At 68.1% G+C, this 19,796-nt stretch carries 19 protein-coding genes; 4 read left to right on the top strand and 15 right to left on the bottom strand.

Annotated elements, in window-relative coordinates:
* Positions 1–3 precede the first annotated feature (3 nt).
* The gene (locus tag ACM6JT_RS30915; RefSeq protein WP_034183404.1) at positions 4–771 is read left to right on the top strand and encodes a 16S rRNA (uracil(1498)-N(3))-methyltransferase; all 768 of its coding nucleotides are present in this window, start codon (positions 4–6) and stop codon (positions 769–771) included.
* Positions 772–939: 168 nt separating this feature from the next.
* Here the strand turns inward: ACM6JT_RS30915 and ACM6JT_RS30920 are convergent, their stop codons facing one another.
* From ACM6JT_RS30920 to ACM6JT_RS30930, 3 genes are all read right to left on the bottom strand, one after another.
* Positions 940–1,503: a barstar family protein gene (locus tag ACM6JT_RS30920; protein ID WP_027783519.1), complete on the bottom strand. Its 564-nt coding sequence runs from the start codon at positions 1,501–1,503 to the stop codon at positions 940–942.
* Positions 1,504–1,519: 16 nt separating this feature from the next.
* Positions 1,520–1,951 carry a ribonuclease domain-containing protein gene (locus tag ACM6JT_RS30925; RefSeq protein WP_034182701.1) on the bottom strand — a complete coding sequence of 144 codons (432 nt, stop codon included), beginning with the start codon at positions 1,949–1,951 and terminating at the stop codon, positions 1,520–1,522.
* A 378-nt stretch (positions 1,952–2,329) separates the two neighbouring features.
* Positions 2,330–4,672 (bottom strand): NADP-dependent malic enzyme, encoded by a 2,343-nt coding sequence (locus tag ACM6JT_RS30930; RefSeq protein WP_414857857.1) that lies wholly within the window; start codon positions 4,670–4,672, stop codon positions 2,330–2,332.
* A 135-nt stretch (positions 4,673–4,807) separates the two neighbouring features.
* Here ACM6JT_RS30930 and thiL point away from each other — a divergent pair, with 135 nt between their 5' ends.
* Genes thiL through ACM6JT_RS30945 form a run of 3 tightly spaced genes read left to right on the top strand, consistent with a single transcriptional unit; the run spans position 4,808 to position 6,879 of the window.
* Positions 4,808–5,806, top strand: coding sequence for a thiamine-phosphate kinase (thiL, locus tag ACM6JT_RS30935; protein WP_407971148.1), 999 nt, complete (start codon positions 4,808–4,810; stop codon positions 5,804–5,806).
* A complete protein-coding gene (locus ACM6JT_RS30940; RefSeq protein WP_034182698.1) occupies positions 5,796–6,347 on the top strand; it encodes a phosphatidylglycerophosphatase A in 552 nt (183 codons plus the stop codon). Before thiL ends, ACM6JT_RS30940 begins: the two co-directional genes overlap by 11 nt.
* Positions 6,348–6,378: 31 nt before the next feature.
* Positions 6,379–6,879 (top strand): CinA family protein, encoded by a 501-nt coding sequence (locus tag ACM6JT_RS30945; protein ID WP_034182697.1) that lies wholly within the window; start codon positions 6,379–6,381, stop codon positions 6,877–6,879.
* 104 nt (positions 6,880–6,983) lie between these two features.
* Here the strand turns inward: ACM6JT_RS30945 and pyrF are convergent, their stop codons facing one another.
* The 12 genes from pyrF to ACM6JT_RS31005 all read right to left on the bottom strand — a co-directional run bounded on the left by pyrF (position 6,984) and on the right by ACM6JT_RS31005 (position 19,400).
* Positions 6,984–7,811 carry an orotidine-5'-phosphate decarboxylase gene (gene pyrF, locus ACM6JT_RS30950; RefSeq protein WP_414857858.1) on the bottom strand — a complete coding sequence of 276 codons (828 nt, stop codon included), beginning with the start codon at positions 7,809–7,811 and terminating at the stop codon, positions 6,984–6,986.
* A 39-nt stretch (positions 7,812–7,850) separates the two neighbouring features.
* Positions 7,851–8,912: an aldose 1-epimerase gene (locus ACM6JT_RS30955; protein WP_414857859.1), complete on the bottom strand. Its 1,062-nt coding sequence runs from the start codon at positions 8,910–8,912 to the stop codon at positions 7,851–7,853.
* A 50-nt stretch (positions 8,913–8,962) separates the two neighbouring features.
* On the bottom strand, positions 8,963–9,769 hold the full coding sequence (locus tag ACM6JT_RS30960) for an SDR family NAD(P)-dependent oxidoreductase (protein ID WP_414857860.1): 807 nt from the start codon (positions 9,767–9,769) through the stop codon (positions 8,963–8,965).
* Between the two features lie 24 nt (positions 9,770–9,793).
* Positions 9,794–10,810: an L-arabinose ABC transporter permease AraH gene (gene araH, locus ACM6JT_RS30965; RefSeq protein ID WP_034182693.1), complete on the bottom strand. Its 1,017-nt coding sequence runs from the start codon at positions 10,808–10,810 to the stop codon at positions 9,794–9,796.
* A 70-nt stretch (positions 10,811–10,880) separates the two neighbouring features.
* Positions 10,881–12,392: an L-arabinose ABC transporter ATP-binding protein AraG gene (araG, locus tag ACM6JT_RS30970; protein WP_414857861.1), complete on the bottom strand. Its 1,512-nt coding sequence runs from the start codon at positions 12,390–12,392 to the stop codon at positions 10,881–10,883.
* A gap of 67 nt (positions 12,393–12,459) precedes the next feature.
* The gene (locus ACM6JT_RS30975) at positions 12,460–13,455 is read right to left on the bottom strand and encodes an arabinose ABC transporter substrate-binding protein (RefSeq protein ID WP_034182691.1); all 996 of its coding nucleotides are present in this window, start codon (positions 13,453–13,455) and stop codon (positions 12,460–12,462) included.
* 102 nt (positions 13,456–13,557) lie between these two features.
* On the bottom strand, positions 13,558–14,337 hold the full coding sequence (locus ACM6JT_RS30980) for an SDR family oxidoreductase (RefSeq protein WP_175750264.1): 780 nt from the start codon (positions 14,335–14,337) through the stop codon (positions 13,558–13,560).
* Positions 14,337–15,014, bottom strand: a complete 678-nt coding sequence (locus ACM6JT_RS30985; protein ID WP_034182689.1) for a 2-dehydro-3-deoxy-6-phosphogalactonate aldolase — start codon at positions 15,012–15,014, stop codon at positions 14,337–14,339. Before ACM6JT_RS30985 ends, ACM6JT_RS30980 begins: the two co-directional genes overlap by 1 nt.
* Positions 15,015–15,037: 23 nt before the next feature.
* Positions 15,038–16,063, bottom strand: a complete 1,026-nt coding sequence (locus tag ACM6JT_RS30990) for a 2-dehydro-3-deoxygalactonokinase (protein WP_034182688.1) — start codon at positions 16,061–16,063, stop codon at positions 15,038–15,040.
* Positions 16,060–16,959, bottom strand: a complete 900-nt coding sequence (locus tag ACM6JT_RS30995; RefSeq protein WP_034182687.1) for an IclR family transcriptional regulator — start codon at positions 16,957–16,959, stop codon at positions 16,060–16,062. The genes ACM6JT_RS30990 and ACM6JT_RS30995 overlap by 4 nt, the downstream gene beginning before the upstream one ends.
* A 349-nt stretch (positions 16,960–17,308) precedes the next feature.
* Positions 17,309–17,707, bottom strand: a complete 399-nt coding sequence (locus tag ACM6JT_RS31000) for an EF-hand domain-containing protein (protein ID WP_072436355.1) — start codon at positions 17,705–17,707, stop codon at positions 17,309–17,311.
* Positions 17,708–17,789: 82 nt separating this feature from the next.
* Positions 17,790–19,400, bottom strand: coding sequence for a S10 family peptidase (locus ACM6JT_RS31005; protein ID WP_181152194.1), 1,611 nt, complete (start codon positions 19,398–19,400; stop codon positions 17,790–17,792).
* Positions 19,401–19,796: the final 396 nt, after the last annotated feature.

Raw genomic sequence — 19,796 nt, forward strand, 5'->3', positions numbered from 1 at the left:
CGCATGAACGAAGCCACCACCACCGCGGCCGTGCCGCGCTTTTTCGTCGACGCGGCACTGCGCGCCGACGCCACGCTCGCGCTGCCGGCCGACGTCGCGCGCCACGCTCAGGTGCTGCGCCTGCAGCCCGGCGACGTGCTCGCGCTGTTCGACGGCACGGGCGGCCAATACCGCGCGCGGCTCGTCGAGATCGACAAGCGCAGCGCACTCGCGCAGATCGACGCGTTCGAGCCGGCCGAGGCCGAGCCGCCCTATCGCGTGACGCTCGCGCAAGGGATCGCCGGCGGCGACAAGATGGACTGGGTGATCGAGAAGGCCGTCGAGCTCGGCGTCGCGGCGATCGTGCCGCTGTCGACCGCACGCGGCGTCGTGAAGCTCGCCGGCGAACGCGCGGACAAGCGCGTCGCGCACTGGCGCGGCGTCGTGCGCGCGTCGTGCGAACAGTGCGGGCGCAACCGCTTGCCCGAGGTTGCGCCGGTACTCGGCTTCAACGCGTGGCTCGATGCGCTGCCGGCCGCGCCGGCCGACGGCGAACTGCGGCTGCTGCTGTCGCCGCGCGCGAGCATCCCGTTCGCGTCGCTGCCAGACACGCCGCCCGGAGCGCCCGTCACGCTGCTGATCGGGCCCGAAGGCGGACTGTCGCCCGACGAGGAAAACGCGGCCCGCGCGCGCGGCTTCACCGCGTTGTCGCTTGGGCCCCGCGTGCTGCGCACCGAGACGGCCGGCGCGGCCGTGCTCGCGGCATTGGCAGCGCGCTGGGGCGGATGGTGATGCGCGACCGGGCAGGCGCCGCGGCATGACGTCGACGCGCGGCGATGCGCGTTAGCGCGCCGCTTTCAACGGCTCGATATCGATAAGGAATTTTGTCGGGCCGGCCGCGCACACGCAAAAAAGCCCGCTCGAAGCGGGCTTTTCGCCGTGCCGCAGGCCGATTCGCGCTTACGCGAACGAGTAGAACACGCGGAACGCGACCTTGCGCTCGGCCCAGAACTCGGCCGCCTCGCGGAACACGTCGAGCAGCGTCTCGCGCCCTTCCTTGTCGAACTTCTGCGCGATCGGCAGCCCTTCGAGGACGATCACGAAACCGGGCTGCGCGCCGGCCTTCGCGACGAGGTCGGTCAGGCAGTCGTACAGCGCGTCGTAGTTCTTCCCGAAATGCTTCGGGAACAGGAACGACGTCGCGATCGTTTCCATCACTTCCTGCTTCGACTGCGCGGCGCCGCAATACGCGTACAGGAAGTGCTGGCCGAGCCGACCGGCTTCGTCGGCGAGATCCTGCACGCGGAACGCGCGGATCGACTGCACGAGATTGGGTCGCACGGTCGTGAAAAGGCTCATAGGCTCCTCGTTCGATGAAAGCCCGGGCTCGGCTTCCTGTTGCTCCGGCGCGCCGACGGCCTGTGCCGCCGCGTTCAGTTGAATCACGCGCTGAAACAGGTTGCCGTCGCCGGCCGCGAACAGTTCCGCCGCCGCCGAATCGTGCGCGTAGATGGAGTCGCTCATGCCATTCGTCCCGAAGTCATTCAACAATACGTTTAAAACTGTTGTAGTGGTCGCCCGTGTAATAACAGTTGTCGATCCGGCGCAATGGCCCGCCACAGACGATCCGGCGCGCGCCGCGATTGCGGGCACGCGGCGTCGGCACCGTGTACTCATGGTAGTAGCCGCGCTTCGCCTTCGGCAAAATCCGCTCGCGGTTGCCGAACACGACGCCGTCTTTCTCGTACGGATAGGGGCCGCCGGCGCCGATCAGTCCCAGCGTGGTCACGGCCTCGCGCGGAAGACGGGCGGTCGGGATCGTATCGAGCCCGCTGGCGGCCACGTCGGCCGAAACGGCCTCCCGTGCGTAAGCGGCGGAAACCAGACTGCCCGTCGGCGTGCCGACGATACCCATCGCGAACATCGCGAAGACGGACGCGAGCGCGCCGTTGCGGAGCCACTTGCGTGCCATGAACCAGGGTTCCCGCTGTTAAATCAAGTAGTTGACGACCAACAAAGGCGTTAGCGTAGCGTTATTGGCCGCGCGAATCAATGTCCGTTTGGGAATCGAAAGCCCGACGATGTGCGGATGTGCGTATTTCTTACCGAATTTACACTACATTTATCTTACATAAGATAAAATGCAGGCGGCATCTTTCGTATGGCAAGACCCTGCCTCCTTGCCACGCTCGTTACCTGGAGTGGAGAGATGCTGCTGTTGCTTTGAGGGAAGCGCGTTTGCGCCCTGCCCGACGGCGTGCCCATTGCGGGCACGCTTCTTTTTGCTTTTGTTTACAATTTCGCCCGACGCGCCACGCCGGTTCGACCGGCCTGGCGCGTTCGTTTTCGCTCAGCGCGCGGCGTTCACGTCGGCGACCAGCAGCGCCGCCATGTTGACGATGCGGCGAACGGTCGCCGATTCGGTCAGCACGTGCACCGGCTGGGCAGCACCCAGCAGGATCGGCCCGATCGCGATGTTGTTGCCGGCGGCCGTCTTCAGCAGGTTGTACGCGATGTTCGCGGCGTCGATGTTCGGCAGGATCAGCAGGTTCGCGTCGCCTTCCAGCGTCGATTCCGGCAGGATTTCCTTGCGCAGCGCCGCGTCGAGCGCGACGTCGCCGTGCATCTCGCCGTCGACCTTCAGTTCCGGTGCGGTTTCGTGCAGGATCGCGAGCGTATCGCGCATCTTCTGCGCCGAAGGCGCGTTGCTCGTGCCGAAATTCGAATGCGACAGCAGCGCGACCTTCGGCTCGATACCGAAGCGGCGTACTTCTTCCGCGGCCATGATCGTGATCTCGGCCAGTTGCTCCGGGGTCGGATCGACGTTCACGTGCGTGTCGACCAGGAAGATCTGGCGGCCCGGCAGCACGAGGCCGTTCATTGCCGCATAAACGCTGCAGCCGGGGCGCTTGCCGATCACCTGGTCGATGAAGTGCAGGTGGCGGTGCGTGGTGCTGATCGTGCCGCAGATCATCCCGTCCGCTTCGCCCCGTTTCACCAGCATCGCGCCGATCAGCGTCGTGCGGCGGCGCATCTCGACGCGCGCGAGCTGCTCGCTGATGCCCTTGCGCGCCATCAGCTTGTGGTACGACTGCCAGAAGTCGCGGTAGCGCTCGTCGTGCTCGGTGTTGACAACCGTGAAGTCGACACCCGGATTCAGGCGCAGGCCGTAGCGCTGGATACGGTGCTCGATCACCGACGGCCGGCCGATCAGGATCGGCGTCGCGAGTTTTTCGTCGACGATGATCTGAACGGCGCGCAACACGCGCTCTTCTTCGCCTTCCGCGAACACGACGCGCTTCTTCTCCACCGGCGCGCTGCGCGCGATCTGGAAGATCGGCTTCATCGTCGTGCCGCTGTGATACACGAACTGCTGCAGATGGACGCGGTACGCCTCCATGTCCTCGATCGGGCGCGTCGCGACGCCGCCGTCCATCGCGGCCTGCGCGACGGCCGGCGCGATCTTCACGATCAGGCGCGGGTCGAACGGCTTCGGAATCAGGTATTCGGGGCCGAACGACAGATCCTGGATGCCGTACGCGGTCGCGACGATGTCGCTCTGTTCCTGCTGCGCGAGCTCGGCGATCGCATTGACGGCCGCGATCTCCATTTCACGCGTGATCGTCGTCGCGCCGACGTCGAGCGCGCCGCGGAAGATGAACGGGAAGCACAGGACGTTGTTGACCTGGTTCGGGTAGTCGGTACGGCCCGTGGCCAGCACCGCGTCCGGGCGCACTTCGAGCGCGAGTTCCGGCAGGATTTCCGGCGTCGGGTTCGCGAGCGCGAGGATCAGCGGGCGCTCGGCCATGCCCTTCACCATCTCCTGCTTCAGCACGCCCGCGGCCGACAGGCCGAGGAAGATGTCCGCGCCTTCGATCACTTCGGCCAGCGTCCGCGCGTCGGTTTCGCGTGCGAAACGCTCCTTGTCCGGGTCCATCAGTTCGGTGCGGCCCTTGTAGACCACGCCGGCCAGGTCGGTCACCAGGATGTTCTCGATCGGCAGGCCGATGTCGACCAGCAGGTCGAGACACGCGAGCGCGGCCGCGCCCGCGCCGGACGCGACGAGCTTCACCTTCTTGATGTCCTTGCCGACGACCTTCAGGCCGTTCGTGACGGCCGCGGCCACGACGATCGCGGTGCCGTGCTGGTCGTCGTGGAACACCGGGATCTTCATCCGCTTGCGCGCTTCGCGCTCGACGATGAAGCAGTCAGGCGCCTTGATGTCTTCCAGGTTGATCCCGCCGAAGGTCGGCTCCAGCGCGGCGATCACGTCGACGAGCTTGTGCGGGTCCGACTCGTTCAGCTCGATGTCGAACACGTCGATGCCGGCGAACTTCTTGAACAGCACGGCCTTGCCTTCCATCACCGGCTTCGACGCGAGCGGGCCGATGTTGCCGAGACCGAGCACCGCCGTGCCGTTCGTGACGACGCCGACCAGGTTGCTGCGCGCGGTGAAACGCGCCGCGTTGAGCGGGTTCTCGACGATCTCCTCGCACGCATACGCCACGCCCGGCGAATACGCGAGCGCGAGGTCGCGCTGGTTGATCATCTGCTTGGTCGGGGCGATCGCGATCTTCCCCGGAGTCGGGAATTCGTGATAGTCGAGCGCGGCTTCGCGGAGCTTGGCTTTGGAGGAGGCTTGGGTGGACATGTGTCTCGTGACGGGCGGATTAGAATAACTGTTCGACGGCATTGTAGCGCCAATCGAAGGCCGCCAGACCGGCGATTCGGGTGCGACAGCCGCGACAAAAATGAACCGAACGGTGCAGGAACGCCGCCGTTCGCCTCGTACAATGCCGTTCCCTGAACCGTATCGGATCCACCCGCCGTGCCAGCCGCCCTCTCCGAGTTTTCGCTGATCGATCGCTTCTTCGCGCGCCGCGCGGCACAGGGCGCACGCGCGTCGACGCTCGGCATCGGCGACGATTGCGCGCTGATCGCACCTCGATCCGGGAAATTGCTGGCCATTTCGACGGACATGCTGGTCGAGGGCCGCCACTTCTTCCCCGACGTCGCGCCCGACGCGCTCGGCCACAAGACGCTCGCGGTCAACCTGTCCGACCTCGCGGCGATGGGCGCCGAGCCGCGCGCGTTCACGCTCGCGTGCGCACTGCCGCGCGCCGACGCGGCGTGGCTCGAGGCGTTCAGCAACGGGCTGTTCGCGCTCGCCGAGCGATTCGGCTGCGAGCTGGTCGGCGGCGACACGACGAGCGGGCCGCTGAACCTGTGCGTGACCGTATTCGGCGAAGTCGCGCCCGACGCGGCGCTGCGGCGCGATGCCGCGCGCGACGGCGACGACGTCTGGGTGTCCGGCACGCTCGGCGACGCACGCGCCGGCCTCGGCGTCGCACGCGGCGAATGGGCGGCCGGCGCGAACGAAGCGGCCGCGTTCCGGCACGCGCTCGAGCGCCCCGAACCGCGCGTCGCGCTCGGCCTCGCGCTCGCGGGGGTCGCGCACGCGGCGCTCGACATCTCCGACGGCCTCGCCGGCGACCTGCAGCACATCCTGGCGCGCTCGAACGTGCGCGCCGAGATCGACGCCGACGCGGTACCGCGCTCGGCCGCGCTCGCGACGCTGCCGCCCGACGTGCAGCGCCGCTGCACGCTGGCGGGCGGCGACGACTACGAGCTGTGCTTCACGGCCCCGGCCGCGGCCCGCGCGGCGGTCGAAGCGGCCGGCGCGACGGCCGGCGTGCCGGTCGCGCGAATCGGTACAATACGCGCGTTGTCCGCGCCGTCGGAGCGGCCCGCGATCGCGTGGCGCGACGCCGCCGGCGCGCCCCTGGCTCTCACGTTGCACGGCTTCGACCACTTCCATGCAGACTGACCCGACGCCCGCGCACGCCGCGGCCGAACCCGGCGCCGCACCGAACGGGAATGCGCCGAAGCGCGCGAGCGCGCGCTTCATGCTGTCGCATCCGGCGCACCTCGTGTCGCTCGGTTTCGGCAGCGGGCTCGCGCCGATCATGCCCGGCACGTTCGGTTCGCTGTTCGGCTGGCTCACGTTCGTCGTGCTGAGCCGCTACCTGACGGTACCCGAATGGTGGGTGCTGATCGCGGCCGGCTTCGCGGCGGGCACGTGGATCACCGGTTTCACCGCGAGGAAGATGGGCACGTCCGATCCGGGCGCCGTCGTCTGGGACGAGATCGTCGCGATCTGGCTCGTGATGCTGTTCGTCACGCCGGCGACCTTCATCGGCCAGTTGTGGGCGTTCGTCGCGTTCCGCTTCTTCGACATGCTCAAGCCGCCGCCGATCCGCTATTTCGACCGCCGCCTGAAAGGCGGGCTCGGCATCATGATCGACGACCTGGTCGCCGCGTTCATGACGCTGCTCGTGATCGCCCTGTGGCGCTCCGTCGTCGGCTGACCGATTTCCCGACTCCCGTTTCCCGACGCGCATGCCAACCGATTCCGTCGTCCACCAGCTTGCGATCCGCGCAGGCAACAAGCTGCGTGACGAGCACCTGACGCTCGCCACCGCCGAATCCTGCACCGGCGGCATGATCGCCGCGGCGATCACCGACATCTCCGGCAGCAGCCAGTGGTTCGAGCGCGGCTTCGTCACGTATTCGAACCAGGCCAAGATCGACATGATCGGCGTGCCGCCCGACCTGATCGACAAGCACGGCGCCGTCAGCGAGCCCGTCGCGCGCGCGATGGCCGAAGGCGCGCTGCGCAACAGCCGCGCGCAGGTCGCGCTGTCCGTCACGGGCATCGCGGGCCCGGCGGGCGGCAGCGAGAAAAAGCCGGTCGGCACCGTGTCGTTCGGCTGGAGCAACCGGCTTCATACCGACGTCGAAACGCTCGTGTTCAAGGGCGACCGCGAACAGATCCGCACGCAGGCGGCCGTGCATGCGCTGCGCGGGCTATTGAAGCTGCTCGACGAGCGCGAGGGCTGACCGGGCAGGCGGACGAAGCGGGAAAGTTGCGCGGGAACGCGGCACCGGCCCGCCGGTGCGGGCCTGCCGGAAAGTCGGCCGCCCGAAGGGGCGACCGGAGCGTTTTAGCGATGCGCGTTGATCGTATCGCGGGTCTTCTGCGCGGCGAGCGCCGCGGCTTCGGCGAAATCCTCGCCGTTGCTCGCGTACAGGATCGCGCGCGACGAGTTGATCATCATGCCCGTGCCGTCGGCCGTGCGGCCGGCGCTGACGGTCGCCTGCACGTCGCCGCCCTGCGCGCCGATGCCGGGAATCAGCAGCGGCATGTCGCCGACGATCCCGCGCACGATCTCGATTTCCTTCGGGAACGTCGCGCCGACCACGAGGCCGAGCTGGCCGTTCTTCGCGTTCCACTTGTTCGCCGCGAGATCCGCGACGACCTGGTACAGCGGCCGCCCCCCCGTTTCCAGGAACTGCAGGTCGGAGCCGCCCGGGTTCGACGTGCGGCACAGCACGATCACGCCCTTGCCGTCGTGCTCGAAGTACGGCTCGACCGAGTCGTAGCCCATGTACGGGTTCACCGTGACCGCGTCCGCGCGATAGCGCTCGAACGCTTCGCGCGCGTACTGCTCGGCCGTGCTGCCGATGTCGCCGCGCTTCGCGTCGAGGATCACGGGCAGGCCCTGATGCTGAAGGTGGATGTGCGCGATCAGCCGTTCGAGCTGGTCTTCCGCGCGATGCGCGGCGAAATAGGCGATCTGCGGCTTGAACGCGCTCGCGTACTGCGCGGTCGCGTCGACGATCTGCCGGCAGAATTCGAAGATCGCGTCGGGCTGGCCGTCGAACTGCACGGGAAAGCGCGACGGCTCGGGATCGAGGCCGACGCACAGCAGCGAATTCGTGCGCTGCCACGCGGCGCGCAGCGATTCGATGAAAGTAAGCGGGGAAGACATGGCGGGTACTCGCGGCAAACCATTGGTAGACCGCGTATTTTACCCGCGTCTTCGGCGCGCCTCGCGAGTCGCGGCATTGCCGCGCGCATCGGCGCGCCCGACGGTGAACGCGAAACGCCGCGTGAGCCGCTCGCCCGGCGCGAGCAGCGTCATTCCGTGCGCGGCCGCGCCGCCCGGCAGGTTCACCGCATTGATCGGATGATCGACCGGCTCGAAGCAGAAGAAATCCTCGCCGGGCGGTGTATAGAGCACGTACGCGTCGGCGTCGGCCGCGACCGTCAGCGACAGCCCGCGGCGCGGCCAGCTCACCGTCGCGTGGCCGCCCCAGCCGGTGAACGCGTGATTGACGAGCGCGCCCGGCAGCGGATACGCGACGCCGAACTGCCAGGCCGGCGGCACGCTCACGTGCCGCACCGGCAGGAAATCGGGGCCCGACAACCACAGCCCGCCGGCCGCCGCGGCCAGCTCGGTCACCGCGTCGCGCACCAGGAACGGATGCACGCCGAGCCCGAACGGCAGCCGGGCGCGCCCCGCGTTCTCGATCGTCAGCGCGATCGACAGCGTCGTGTCGTCGAGTTCGAACGACTGGATCGCGCGGAACGCATACGGCGCGCCGGCCGCGCGATCGAGCGACAGCTGCAGCGTCGTGTCGGTCGCCTCGTCCACCTGCCACGGCGCGAGCCAGCCGTCGCCGTGGATCGGCAGCGGCTCGTCGCGCCGGTTGCGCGGCACCGCGACCTTGCGCCCGTCGCATTCGAAGCGCGCGCCGCCGATCCGGTTCGAGTAAGGCAGCAGCGGATAACACGCGAGCTCGTTCGGGTCCGTCGCCGTCTCCGGATGCTCGCAGCGGCGAAACACCGGCACCAGCGCACCGTTGTCGCCGCGCCAGTCGAAGCGCGCGATGCCGCCGCCCAGATGCGGCAGCACGTCGAGCCGCAGCGACGCATTCGACAGCGAGACGGCCGCCGCATGCGCGGCGCCCACGCCCTGCGCGAATGCGGCCGTCTGCGGGCCGGGGCTGACCGGCTGCGCGGCGGCGGCCAGGCGGGCACGGCGCGACTGGCTCGTGGACGACGATGCGCGCGAGGACGTGGCGGTCATGATGAGCTCCTTTCCTTCGTCGAAGAAACGATGCGGGTCGGTGCGAACGGTCAGGCCCAGCCGCCGTCGACGATCACGTCCTGCGCGGTGATCATCCGGCTGTCGTCGGCCGCGAGGAACAGCGCCATCCGCGCGAGGTCGGCCGGCAGCAGTTCGGCATCGAGGCACTGGCCGGCCTTGATCGCCGCACGGCCCGCGTCGTCGAGCCACAGCCGGCGCTGCTTGTCGGTCATCACCCAGCCGGGCACCAGCGAGTTCACGCGGATGCCGAACGGACCGAGGTCGCGCGCGAGGCCGCGCGTCAGGCCCTGCACGGCCGCCTTCGCCATCACGTAGACGGGATAGCCGCCGTTTTTCAGCATCCAGCTGATCGAGCCGAGATTGACGATCGCGCCGCCGCCCTGCTGCTTCATGTCGTCGATCACCGCCTGCGCGGCGAAGAACTGGTGGCGCAGGTTCACCGCGATGCCCGCGTCGAACGACTCGGGCGTCACGTCGCCGATCGCGTGGCGCGTGTCGTTCGCCGCGTTGTTCACGAGCACCGCGATCGCGCCGATGCGCGCGCGGATCGCGTCGATCGCGTGGCGCAGCGCATCGATGTCGGTCAGGTCGCACTGGATGAACAGCGGCGCATGACGTGCGTGCGCGAGGCTTTCCGCCAGCGCAGCGCCGGCGGCCGCATCAAGGTCGACGAACGCGACGCGCGCGCCCTGCTGCACGAAGTGCTCGACGAACGACGCGCCGATGCCGGTCGCGCCGCCCGTGATCAGCACCGCGCGATCCTCGAGGCTCGGGTATCGCGCAAAGCGCGCATGGCTCGCGGCGTGCGGGTCGTGCGCGGAATTGTCGATGGTCATGCGGTTCGTCTCCGTGAAATCAGGTCAGTCGCGTACGCCGCGGTTCTTCAGCTGGTCGAGCAGCACCGCCGCGAGCAGGATCGCGCCGCGCACCAGGTACTGGTAGAACGCGTCGATGTTCAGCAGGTTCATCACGTTCTCGACGGTGCCCATGATCAGCACGCCGATCACGACGCCCGAGATCGTCGCGCGGCCGCCCATCAGCGACACGCCGCCGAGCACGCACGCGGAGATCACGTTCAGCTCGAAGCCCTGCGCGGCGTTCGGCTGGCCCGACGTGATGCGCGACGCGAGGATCACGCCCGCGAGCGCGGTCACCGCGCCCTGGATCAGGAAGATGTACACGCGCGTGCGTTCGACGTTGATCCCCGCGAGACGCGACGCCTCGGGGTTGCCGCCGATCGCGAGCGTGTTGCGGCCGTACACGGTCTGGTTCAGCAGCACGCCGAACGCGATGAAGCACAGCAGCGTGACCCAGATCGGCAGCGATACGCCGAACAGCGACAAGCCGCCGAGCGCGATGAACGTATCCGACGACACGCCGACCGCCTGCCCCTTCGACACGATGAAGCCGAGCCCGCGCACGATCTCCATCGTCGCGAGCGTCGTGATCAGCGCGTTGATGCGCAGGTACGCGATCACCGCGCCGTTCACGAAGCCGATCGCGGCGCCGGCCGCGACCGCCGCAATGATCGCGACGAACGTGTTGTCGGTCGCGTTCAGCACCATCGCGCACAGCACGCCCGAGAACGCAACGGTCGAGCCGATCGACAGGTCGAAATCGCGCGACGCGAGACAGAACATCATCGTGCACGCGACCATGCCGATCTGCGAGATCGACAGCGCGAGGCCGAGCATGTTGTCGATCGAGAAGAAGTGATCGACCGTCAGCGACATCGTGATGAACATCACCGCGAAGATCGCGATGAGGCTGTACTCGGTGAGGTGCTGCCACCACTTCTGCCGGTCGCTTTGCTGCGGAACCAGCGCGTCGGCCGACTGCTTCACGGCTGCGCCGGCGAGGTTTTCCCTGACTTGCATGATTGTGTCTCCTGCTCCTGCATCGCGCGGCTCACGCCGCGCCTGATCGATTCGAATGTCGTGCGCCGCGTCAGGCCGCCTGGGTGGCGCTCGTCTGCGGCAGCGCGAGGTTCAGCACCGCGTGCTCGTTCGCCTGTTCGCGCGGCAGCTCGCCCGCGATCCGGCCTTCGCGCATCACGACGATGCGATCGGACACGCCGAGCACTTCCGGCAGTTCCGACGACACCATCACGATCGCGCAGCCGCGCTCCGCGAGCCGGTAGATCACGTCGTAGATCTCGTGCTTCGCGCCGACGTCGATCCCACGCGTCGGCTCGTCGAGGATCACGACCTTCAGGTCGGGCTCCGCGAGCCAGCGCGACAGGATCGCCTTCTGCTGGTTGCCGCCGGACAGGAAGCGGATCTTCTGCCGCCGGTTCGGCGTCTTGATCTTCAGCCGCTGGATGAAGCGGTCGGCCGTTTCGCTTTCGGTCTTGCGGTCGATGAACAGCCCCGCGCGCAGCGAATGGCGGCGGCAGCTGATGTTGATGTTCTCCGCGACCGACGCGATCGCGATGATCCCTTCTTCCTTGCGGTCCTCGGGGCACAGCACGATGCCGTGGCGGATCGCGTCGCCGGTGCGCTTCACGTCGATGCGCGCGCCGTCGAGCGTCAGCACGCCCGCGCGCCGGCGGTCCGCGCCGTACACGAGCCGCATCAGTTCGCTGCGGCCCGCGCCGACCAGCCCGAAGAAACCGACGATCTCGCCCGCGCGCACCGAGAAGCTCGCGGGTTCGCGCAGCGCCGGGCCGTCGACGCCTTCGGCGGAAAACCGCACGTCGCCGAGCGCGCGCGGCGCGTAATGGTAGATATCCGAAATCTCGCGTCCGACCATCTCGGCGACGAGCCGCTCGCGCGGCACGTCGGCGAGCGCATCGTGCGATGCGATCTTGCGCCCGTCGCGGAAGATCGTGCACGCATCGCACAGCCGGTAGATCTCGTCCATCCGGTGCGAGATGTAGATCAGCGCGCGGCCCTGCGCGCGCAGGTCGTCGACGAGCTTGAACAGCACCTCCGTCTCGCGATGCGACAGCGAGCTCGTCGGTTCGTCGAGCGCGATCACGCGCGCATTGCGCATCAGCGCCTTGCAGATCTCGACCATCTGCCGCTGAGCGATCGACAGCCGCCCGAGCTTCGCGTCGGGATCGAGATCGACGCCCATCGCGGCGAGCCGCTCGCGCACGTAGCGCTTCGCCTCGCGCTTTTTCACCCAGCCGAACGCGTTCGGCAGGCGGCCGAGCAGCAGGTTTTCCGCGACCGTCAGGTCGGGTACGTACTGCAGCTCCTGGTGAATCACCGCGATGCCGGCCGCGATCGACGCCGCCGCACTCGCGAACTGCACGGGCTGGCCGTCGACCAGCACGCTGCCCGCATCGGGCTGGTATTCGCCGCCGAGAATCTTCAGCAGCGTCGACTTGCCCGCGCCGTTCTCGCCCATCAGGCCATGCACCTCGCCCGCATGCACGTCGAACGAAATGCCGTCGAGTGCGCGCACGCCGGGAAATACCTTGCCGATATTGTCAAAACGCAGTGCCGCTGACACGTCGTCTCCTCACTTCCCAATCGATCGACCGCCGGCCGCCGCATCGCCGCGGCAGCCGGCGGGCCGCTTACTTCGACGCGAGCCCCATCTCCTCCCGCACCTTCGACACGTTGTCGCGCGTCGCGAGCATGCCCGTCGTCAGCGTCAGCGCCGGCGGTGCCTTGCCTTGCGTGATCCACGAGTACATCAGGTCCGAGGTTTCCTCGCCGTGGCGCTTCGGGCTGATGATCACGGTGCCGTAGAAGCCCGTCGGCTGCGGCTTCTTGAACTCGTTCAGCGCCGAATCGGAACCGCCGATGCCGATGCCGATCATGTTGTCCGACTTGAAGCCGCGCCCTTCGGCCGCACGCACCGCGCCGAGCACGGCCTCGTCGTTCAGGCCGTACGCGACCCAGTGCTTGAACTGCGGGTTCTTCGTGAGCGCGATGTTCGCCGCGTTGAACGCGTTCTCGGTGTCGGTCTTCGCCTGCGGCGCCGCGATCACGTTCGCCTTCGGAAAACCGGCGGCCACCAGCGCGTCGGTCGCGCCACTCGTGCGGTCGTGCGCGGTCGGCAGCTGCTCGTAGGTGATGTCGATCGCGCCGACCTCCTTCACGTTCCAGCCGCGCTTCTTGATCTCGGCCGCGATGCCGTCGCCGACCTGCTTGCCGATGTTGTACGCGGAGATCCCCATGTGCGGCACCGCTTCGATCGGCTTGCCCGCGCCGTCGACGAGGCGGTCGTCGACCGTCATCATCTTCAGGTTGTGCGACTTCGCCTTCGCGACGATGCCCGGCCCGAGCTTCACGTCGGGCGTGCAGATGATGAAGCCCTGCGCCTTCTGCGCGGACAGGTTGTCGATCGCGCTCATCACCTTTTCGCCCGACGGCGCGCCGATCTTCACGAGCGTGAAGCCCTTTTCCTTCGCCGCCATCTCGGCGAACTTCCACTCATCCTGGAACCACGGCTCTTCCGGCTGCTTCACCAGAAAGCCGATCTTGACCGGGTCTGCCGCGTGCGCAACCGGGCTACCCATCACCACCGCGGCTGCCGCGGCCAGCGTTACGAACGTTCTGCGTTTCATCTCCAGTGTCTCCTTGTTTTCATCGAACAGGATGCAGCCGCTTGTTGGTTTCGACGCAGTGTGCGCGCGGCCGTCGCACGTGCGGTCTTTCGAATCGTTGCGTCAGTCGTGATACAGCGCCGCGCGCCCGCCGTCGACGGTGATGCACGCGGCATTGATGAACGGCGCCTCGTCGGACGCCAGGAACACGGCCGTCATCGCGACCTCGTCGGGCCGGCCGATCCGCTTCATCGGCTGCAGCGCCAGCGTCTCGGCGCGCGCGGCAGCCGGATCGGGCTGCGCGTCCCACCAGTCGCGCGTGAGCTGCGTCTCGATGTAGCCCGGCGCGATCGCGTTCACGCGCACGTTGCGCGCCGCGTATTCGATGCCGAGCGCGCGCGTGAGCCCCAGTACGCCGTGTTTCGCGACCGGGTACGGAAAGCAGCCCGGGATGATCCGGAACGCGTGCGTCGACGCGATGTTCACGATGCTGCCGCGGCCGCGCTCGACCATGCCTTCCAGCGCCGCGCGGCAGCCGTGCCACACGCCGTCGAGATCGACTGCGAAGCAGCGGCGCCAGTCGTCGTCGGTCATCGTCAGCGGATCGGCGAACACGTTGATGCCCGCGTTGTTCACCAGCACGTCGAGCGGGCCGAATGCCGCTTCGGTCTGCGCGAGCGCATCGCGCACCGCCTCCTGCCGTGCGACGTCGGCCTGCAGCGGCAGCACGCGCGCGCCGTCGACGTCGTGCGCGATCGCGGCGGCCGTGTGCTGCGCCTGCGGGAAGTCGAGATCGACGAGCGCGACGGCCGCGCCTTCGCGCGCGAACGCTCGGGCGATCGCGGCGCCGATTCCGCGGCCCGCGCCCGTCACCATCGCGACCTTGCCCGCGAGGCGGCCCATCATGCGGCTCCGCCGCGCGCGACGCGCAATCCGGCCTGGAACGCGCGCGCGTTCGCCGCGGTCGCGTCGGCCGCCTGGCCGGGCCGGTACAGCGCCGAGCCGAGCCCGAAGCCGTTCGCGCCGGCCGCGAGGAACGGCTGCATGTTGTCCGGCGAAATTCCGCCGACCGGGATCAGCGGCACCGCGCGGTCGATCACCGCGCGCCATGCCTTCACGACCGTCACTCCGAGCTGCTCGGCCGGGAACATCTTCAACACGTCGGCGCCGTTCGCGAGCGCCGCGAACGCTTCGGTCGGCGTCGCGACGCCCGGTGCGCTCGCGAGGCCGCGCTCGCGTGCGCGGCGTATCACGGCCGCGTCGCTGTGCGGCATCACGATCAGCGCGCCGCCCGCGTCCTGCACGCGGTCGACATACTCGGCACGCAGCACGGTGCCCGCGCCGACGATCGCATCGTCGGGCAACGCGCGCCGCAGCTTTGCGATGCTGTCGAACGGATCCGGCGAGTTGAGCGGCACCTCGACGATCCGGAAGCCGGCTTCGTAAAGCGCATGCCCGTGGTCGGCCGCGTCGGCGGGCGTGATCCCGCGCAGGATCGCGATCAGCGGGCACGCATCGAACGCGCGCATCAGTGCGGCGTGGGGCGTGTACGGCGCGGGCAACGTAAGGTCGGACGGCATGACTGGGTTCCTCTGCAATCGGTTCATTGGTCGGCCAGGACAGGCTCGCCGTCCGCGCGCACGAGCCCGGCGCGCGATGCGATCCGCCACAGGCCGCGCTCGGTCGCATGCGCGACGACCCGCGCGTGCGTGTGGCCGAATACCTGGAGCGCATCGACGTAGCGCGCACACAAGCCGTCGTCGCCGATCAGCAGCAGCGGCTGGTCCGCGAGCGCGATGCCGCGCTCCGCGAGCATCGCGTCGAGTGCATTGAGCTCATGGCCGATCAGCAGGCCGGACAGGTAGTCGCCCTGCGCGTCGGGCGCGAGCCGGTCGGTCAGGCCGAGCGTGCGCGTGCTGAAAATCGTCGCGAGCAGCCCCGTGCGCTGCGCGCCGCGCGCGACCGACACGCCGTGCACGAACGCCGCATGATCGGGCAACGCACCCGCGCGCATCGTGCGGCCGAGAATCGTGTGGTCGCGCAGCGCCGCGAACAGCTCGCCCGTCATGAAGGTCTGGAAGCGCTCGATCAGCCCGTCCTTGACCCACGCCCATTTGGCATGCGTACCCGGCAAGCCGATCAGTACCCCTGAACGATCTGCATCAAGCGTGGGATCGCTCGCGAGCGCGCCGAATATCTGCGTTTCTTCGCCGCGCATCACGTCGGGCAATTCGCCCGTCGCGATCACGCCCGGCACGATCGATACCGTCGCGCCGCGCGACGTCGTCACTGTAATAAGACCCGCGGCAAGCGCGTCGGCGCCGGCCGGCACCGCGACGTACGGCGCCTCGCGCCAGCCCTGCGCGCTGCCGACCATCCCGGCGGCGAGCACCGGCAGCCCGGGCGTGCGGTCGAGCCAGTCGCCGCAGGCGTCCTCGAACACCGCGTCGAACGCGCGCGCGCCGCCGCCCGGCACGTGCATGACGCCCGCCGCGCGGCTGCGCGTGTCGATGAGCGCGCCGTGCGCGTCGTACAGATACGCGCGCAGCGACGTCGTGCCCCAGTCGAGCGCGATCAGCGACGGGGTGGCGGAGCTGGCAACCGGAACGGCCCGGGTCGAAGTCGTCATCGTTTGATCCTGCGGGTACCCTGCGGCGGGCTCCAGCCCAGTTCCGCGGAAATGGCTCGCGCTTCGCGCTGCACGAGAGGAATCAGTTCGTCCATCCGGTCGTGCGGCATGTACGGAATCGTGCTCGCGACCGACACGGCCGCGACGATCGCACCCGATGCGTCGCGGATCGGCGCAGCCACGCAGCGGATCGACGCCTCGTTCTCCTCGAGGTCGAACGTATAGCCGCCGGCCGCGTAATGGGCCATGCGCTGCAGGAACGCGCTCGTCTCCGGCCGGTTGTCGGGCTTGAAATTGACGCCGGCCAGCGCGCGCCGCGCGGCCTCGAACAGCGAGCGCCACAGGTCGGGATCGAGGTCGAGCATCATCGCCTTGCCGATGCCCGTCGATGCGAGCGGCATCCGGTGGCCGACGCGCGAGCGCATCTCGAGGCCGCGCGTGCCGGGAATCTTGTCGATGTACAGCACGTCGTCGCCGTCGCGCACGCCGAGATGGATCGTGTCGAGCGTCGCTTCCGCGAGCGCTTCGAGATGCGGCCGCGCCACCGCGGTGAGCGGCATCTGCTCGAGCGCGATCGTGCCGAGCTCGATCAGCTTCGGGCCGAGCAGGTAGCCGCCCTGCACCTGGCGCAGGTAGCGCGCCTGCACGAGGCTGCTGACGAGGCGGTGCGTCGTGCTGCGTGTCGTGCCGAGCGCGGCGCCGATCGCGCGCATGTCGCGCGCGCCGTTCGCGATCGCCTCGAGGATCGCGAGACCGCGCAGCAGCGTCTGCGTGCCGGCCTGCTGTGCGGCGAGATCGAGCGGCGTGCTGGTCGCGCCGATGCTGTCGGTCAGCGACCCATCGTCCGGCGTCGCACGCCGGGCATCGAGGGCAAGGGAGTCGGGCATCTTGGTCATGGGGCGGGCTTCTTCAACGGAATCGGTGAAGCCGCTCGCGCGGCGCCGGAACTGCGTCCGGTGCTGCGGCGTGGCGGCGGTCGATGCACCGAATAAGGCGCCCGGCGAACTTCATGGAATGTGTCTCCGTGTGCGTCGGGCGCCGCGCGATGCGTGGGTCCGAAGCTGTCGATGTGCTTCGGATTGTAGGAGCGCACGCACTCGTCTCCAATATTTGAATGCGTTGTCCAGATAATGAGAATTCAGACGAGATACGCTGCGCGCGTGACGCGACGGCCGCGCCATGTGCACGGGGGCGGAACCCGCCGCGCAGCAGGTTCCGCCCCCGTTTGTTCACCACGCGCCGCGCTTACTGCTGGCTCGTGCTGCGTGCCTGCATGTAGCGCTGCACGTCGGCGAACGACACGCGGCCGCTGCCGCCCGAATCGATCTGCCGGAAGTGGTTCGCGACATAACCGAGCCCGGCCGCGCGCGCCTGCGCCTCGGTGATCGAACCTGTGCTCTGCGTATCGGCCGAGTCGAACTGCCGCGCGAGCTTGCGCACCACCTGCGCATGCAGTGCGGCGCCCGTCGTCTGCGTGCCGGCGGTCGGCTTGCGCGCGGCCGGCGGCACGTACGGATCGCCGAGCTGCGCCTGGCGCGCACGCGCCGGTGCGGCAGCGTCGCTCGCCTGAGCGAACGCGGATACGGATGCTGCAGCGGCGGCGCATGCGAGCGCCGCGGCAACGACGATGAAACGATTCTTCATATCAGGCTCCAGTCTGGAATGAGGTCGTCGACGGCAGGCGAGGCGCCGCCGGGGGCGCCATTCGCCGGCGTCGCGTATCGCATCAGTGCGCGGCCGCGTTGTAGAAGGTCACGAGGTCGGCTTTCTCCTGCGGACGCGACGTATCGTCGAGATAGACCATGTGTCCGCCCTGATAGTCCTTGATCGTCAGGTTCGGTTGCGTCCCGAGCCGCGCGAGGTCGAGCTCGGTCTGGTAGAACGGCGTCGCGATGTCGTGATACCCGTTCAGCGACAGCACCTTCAACGACGGATTCAGCGTCAGCGCAGCGGCCAGATCGGGGATCGTGTCGGGCATCGCGAGGCCGTCGTGCGTCCAGTCCCATGTGTTGATCGCATTGCTGCTCAACGAGTAGGCCGACTGCGCGGTGTACTTCAGCTCGTTCGGCAGGTAGCTGCCGATCGTGTCGGTGAACGGCTTCGTGATGAACGTGCTCGACGGATCGCCGTCCGCCGCGAGCGGGCTCGACACCGGCACGTTCACGCGCGCGTCGTAGCGACCGATCAGCGTGCCCGGAATCAGCGACAGCTGGAAGCTGTTGTCGAAGAAGGTCGGGATCACGTTGAAATCCGCGTTCCACAGCGCCTGCTTCACGCCGGTCGAGTTCGCCATCGTCGTGACGAGACTCGGCGGCGGCGGCGTATGGCTCGCCAGGTACGCGTTCACGGCGGGCGCGTAGCTGCCGGCCGTCAGCAGGCGCATCTGGTCCGCATACTGCGGCAGGTTCGACGGGTTCGGATTGTCGAGCTGGTAGTACGCGCCGACGGTGCCGTAGGACGGCGCGAAGCCCGCGCAGCTCACCGGGCTCGACCCGTTGTTGGAGTTGCCGACATAGTCGCTCGCCATGTCGCAGTTCGTGTTGTAGTTCAGGATCGACGACTGCAGCACGATGCCGGCAAGCTTCACGCCGGCCGTCTCGAGCAGGTTCGCGAGCACGTCGGTGCGCGGCGTGCCGTACGACTCGCCGAACAGGTATTTCGGCGAATCGTTGCGCTGGTTCACGGTCAGGTAGCGCGTCACGAAATCGCGGAACGCGCCAGCGTCCTGGTCGACGCCCCAGAACGTCTGGTTCGTGTTCGGCGCGATCGCTTCGGAAAAACCGGTGCCGATCGCATCGACGAACACGAGGTCGGTCGTGTCGAGCAGGCTTTCCTGGTTGTCGACGAACGGGAACGTCGACGCGTTCGCGTTCGGGTCGCCCGTCTGGACCCGCCGCGGGCCGAACGAGCCGAGGTGCAGCCACACCGATGCCGAGCCGGGGCCGCCGTTGTACAGGAACGTGACGGGCCGCTTCGCCGCGGGCTGGTTGTCGGCAGTGTAGGCGACGTAGAAGAACGATGCCTCGGGCGCGCCCGTCTGCGGATTGCGCGCGACGAGGTGGCCGGCCGTGGCCGTGTAGCGGATCGTCTTGCCGTTCAGCGTGATCTGGTGATGCGTGACGGCGGCCTTTTCGACCGCGGCGGATGCGTCGAGCGACGCGTTCGCGCTCGACGAATAACTGTTCGGATCGTTGTACGCCCTGTCCACCTGACTGGCGGGATCGGCTGAGTTGTCGGCGCTCGCAGCAGCGGACGATGTCACGTCGTCGTTGCAGGCCGTCAGAATCAGCGAAGAAAAAACCACCCCCAACAACAGCTTCGCTTTGCTCGCTGGCATCGTTGCTTTCCTTCTCTCGGATGTTTTTTGTGTCGAGCAGCCGGATAAGCCGCCCCCCGCCTCGATTGCGGCCGATAAGCCGAGGCGCTGGCCAATATACGCGAGCACATCGGCTTTGAAAAATTTTGAAATATTTGGCCGGCGGCCGGTGCGGCGCACACCTTTCAGGAATGCTTCGGTTCGCGAAACGTTGCATTTCGCGCTGCTTTCAACGTCTTTCGTGTTTACCCGGGAATACTAAAAAAGCGCGGATTTCGCGCCATATCGGCAAACAAAATCGCGCAGTCACGGGCATTGCTCAGCAAAGCGAAATAGATGAATTCGTCTAAAGGATGTGGCCCGAAATGCACGCGACACGAATGCGCTGCAGCGCACCAATGGCGCATTGACGGCAGA

This window comes from Burkholderia sp. IT-111MI5, from assembly GCF_949752865.1.
Lineage (GTDB): Bacteria > Pseudomonadota > Gammaproteobacteria > Burkholderiales > Burkholderiaceae > Burkholderia > Burkholderia pyrrocinia_C.

What these genes read in the sequence shown, in the direction of transcription:
- ACM6JT_RS31005 (WP_181152194.1), bottom strand. Translation starts at nt 19,400, where the DNA reads ATGCCAGCGAGCAAAGCGAAGCTGTTGTTGGGGGTGGTTTTTTCTTCG.
- ACM6JT_RS30940 (WP_034182698.1), top strand. Translation starts at nt 5,796, where the DNA reads ATGCAGACTGACCCGACGCCCGCGCACGCCGCGGCCGAACCCGGCGCC.
- ACM6JT_RS31000 (WP_072436355.1), bottom strand. Translation starts at nt 17,707, where the DNA reads ATGAAGAATCGTTTCATCGTCGTTGCCGCGGCGCTCGCATGCGCCGCC.
- ACM6JT_RS30925 (WP_034182701.1), bottom strand. Translation starts at nt 1,951, where the DNA reads ATGGCACGCAAGTGGCTCCGCAACGGCGCGCTCGCGTCCGTCTTCGCG.
- pyrF (WP_414857858.1), bottom strand. Translation starts at nt 7,811, where the DNA reads ATGTCTTCCCCGCTTACTTTCATCGAATCGCTGCGCGCCGCGTGGCAG.
- ACM6JT_RS30980 (WP_175750264.1), bottom strand. Translation starts at nt 14,337, where the DNA reads ATGGGCCGCCTCGCGGGCAAGGTCGCGATGGTGACGGGCGCGGGCCGC.
- ACM6JT_RS30990 (WP_034182688.1), bottom strand. Translation starts at nt 16,063, where the DNA reads ATGACGACTTCGACCCGGGCCGTTCCGGTTGCCAGCTCCGCCACCCCG.
- ACM6JT_RS30920 (WP_027783519.1), bottom strand. Translation starts at nt 1,503, where the DNA reads ATGAGCGACTCCATCTACGCGCACGATTCGGCGGCGGCGGAACTGTTC.
- ACM6JT_RS30930 (WP_414857857.1), bottom strand. Translation starts at nt 4,672, where the DNA reads ATGCCGTCGAACAGTTATTCTAATCCGCCCGTCACGAGACACATGTCC.
- ACM6JT_RS30975 (WP_034182691.1), bottom strand. Translation starts at nt 13,455, where the DNA reads ATGAAACGCAGAACGTTCGTAACGCTGGCCGCGGCAGCCGCGGTGGTG.
- ACM6JT_RS30985 (WP_034182689.1), bottom strand. Translation starts at nt 15,014, where the DNA reads ATGCCGTCCGACCTTACGTTGCCCGCGCCGTACACGCCCCACGCCGCA.
- ACM6JT_RS30945 (WP_034182697.1), top strand. Translation starts at nt 6,379, where the DNA reads ATGCCAACCGATTCCGTCGTCCACCAGCTTGCGATCCGCGCAGGCAAC.
- ACM6JT_RS30995 (WP_034182687.1), bottom strand. Translation starts at nt 16,959, where the DNA reads ATGACCAAGATGCCCGACTCCCTTGCCCTCGATGCCCGGCGTGCGACG.
- ACM6JT_RS30960 (WP_414857860.1), bottom strand. Translation starts at nt 9,769, where the DNA reads ATGACCATCGACAATTCCGCGCACGACCCGCACGCCGCGAGCCATGCG.
- ACM6JT_RS30915 (WP_034183404.1), top strand. Translation starts at nt 4, where the DNA reads ATGAACGAAGCCACCACCACCGCGGCCGTGCCGCGCTTTTTCGTCGAC.
- araH (WP_034182693.1), bottom strand. Translation starts at nt 10,810, where the DNA reads ATGCAAGTCAGGGAAAACCTCGCCGGCGCAGCCGTGAAGCAGTCGGCC.
- ACM6JT_RS30955 (WP_414857859.1), bottom strand. Translation starts at nt 8,912, where the DNA reads ATGACCGCCACGTCCTCGCGCGCATCGTCGTCCACGAGCCAGTCGCGC.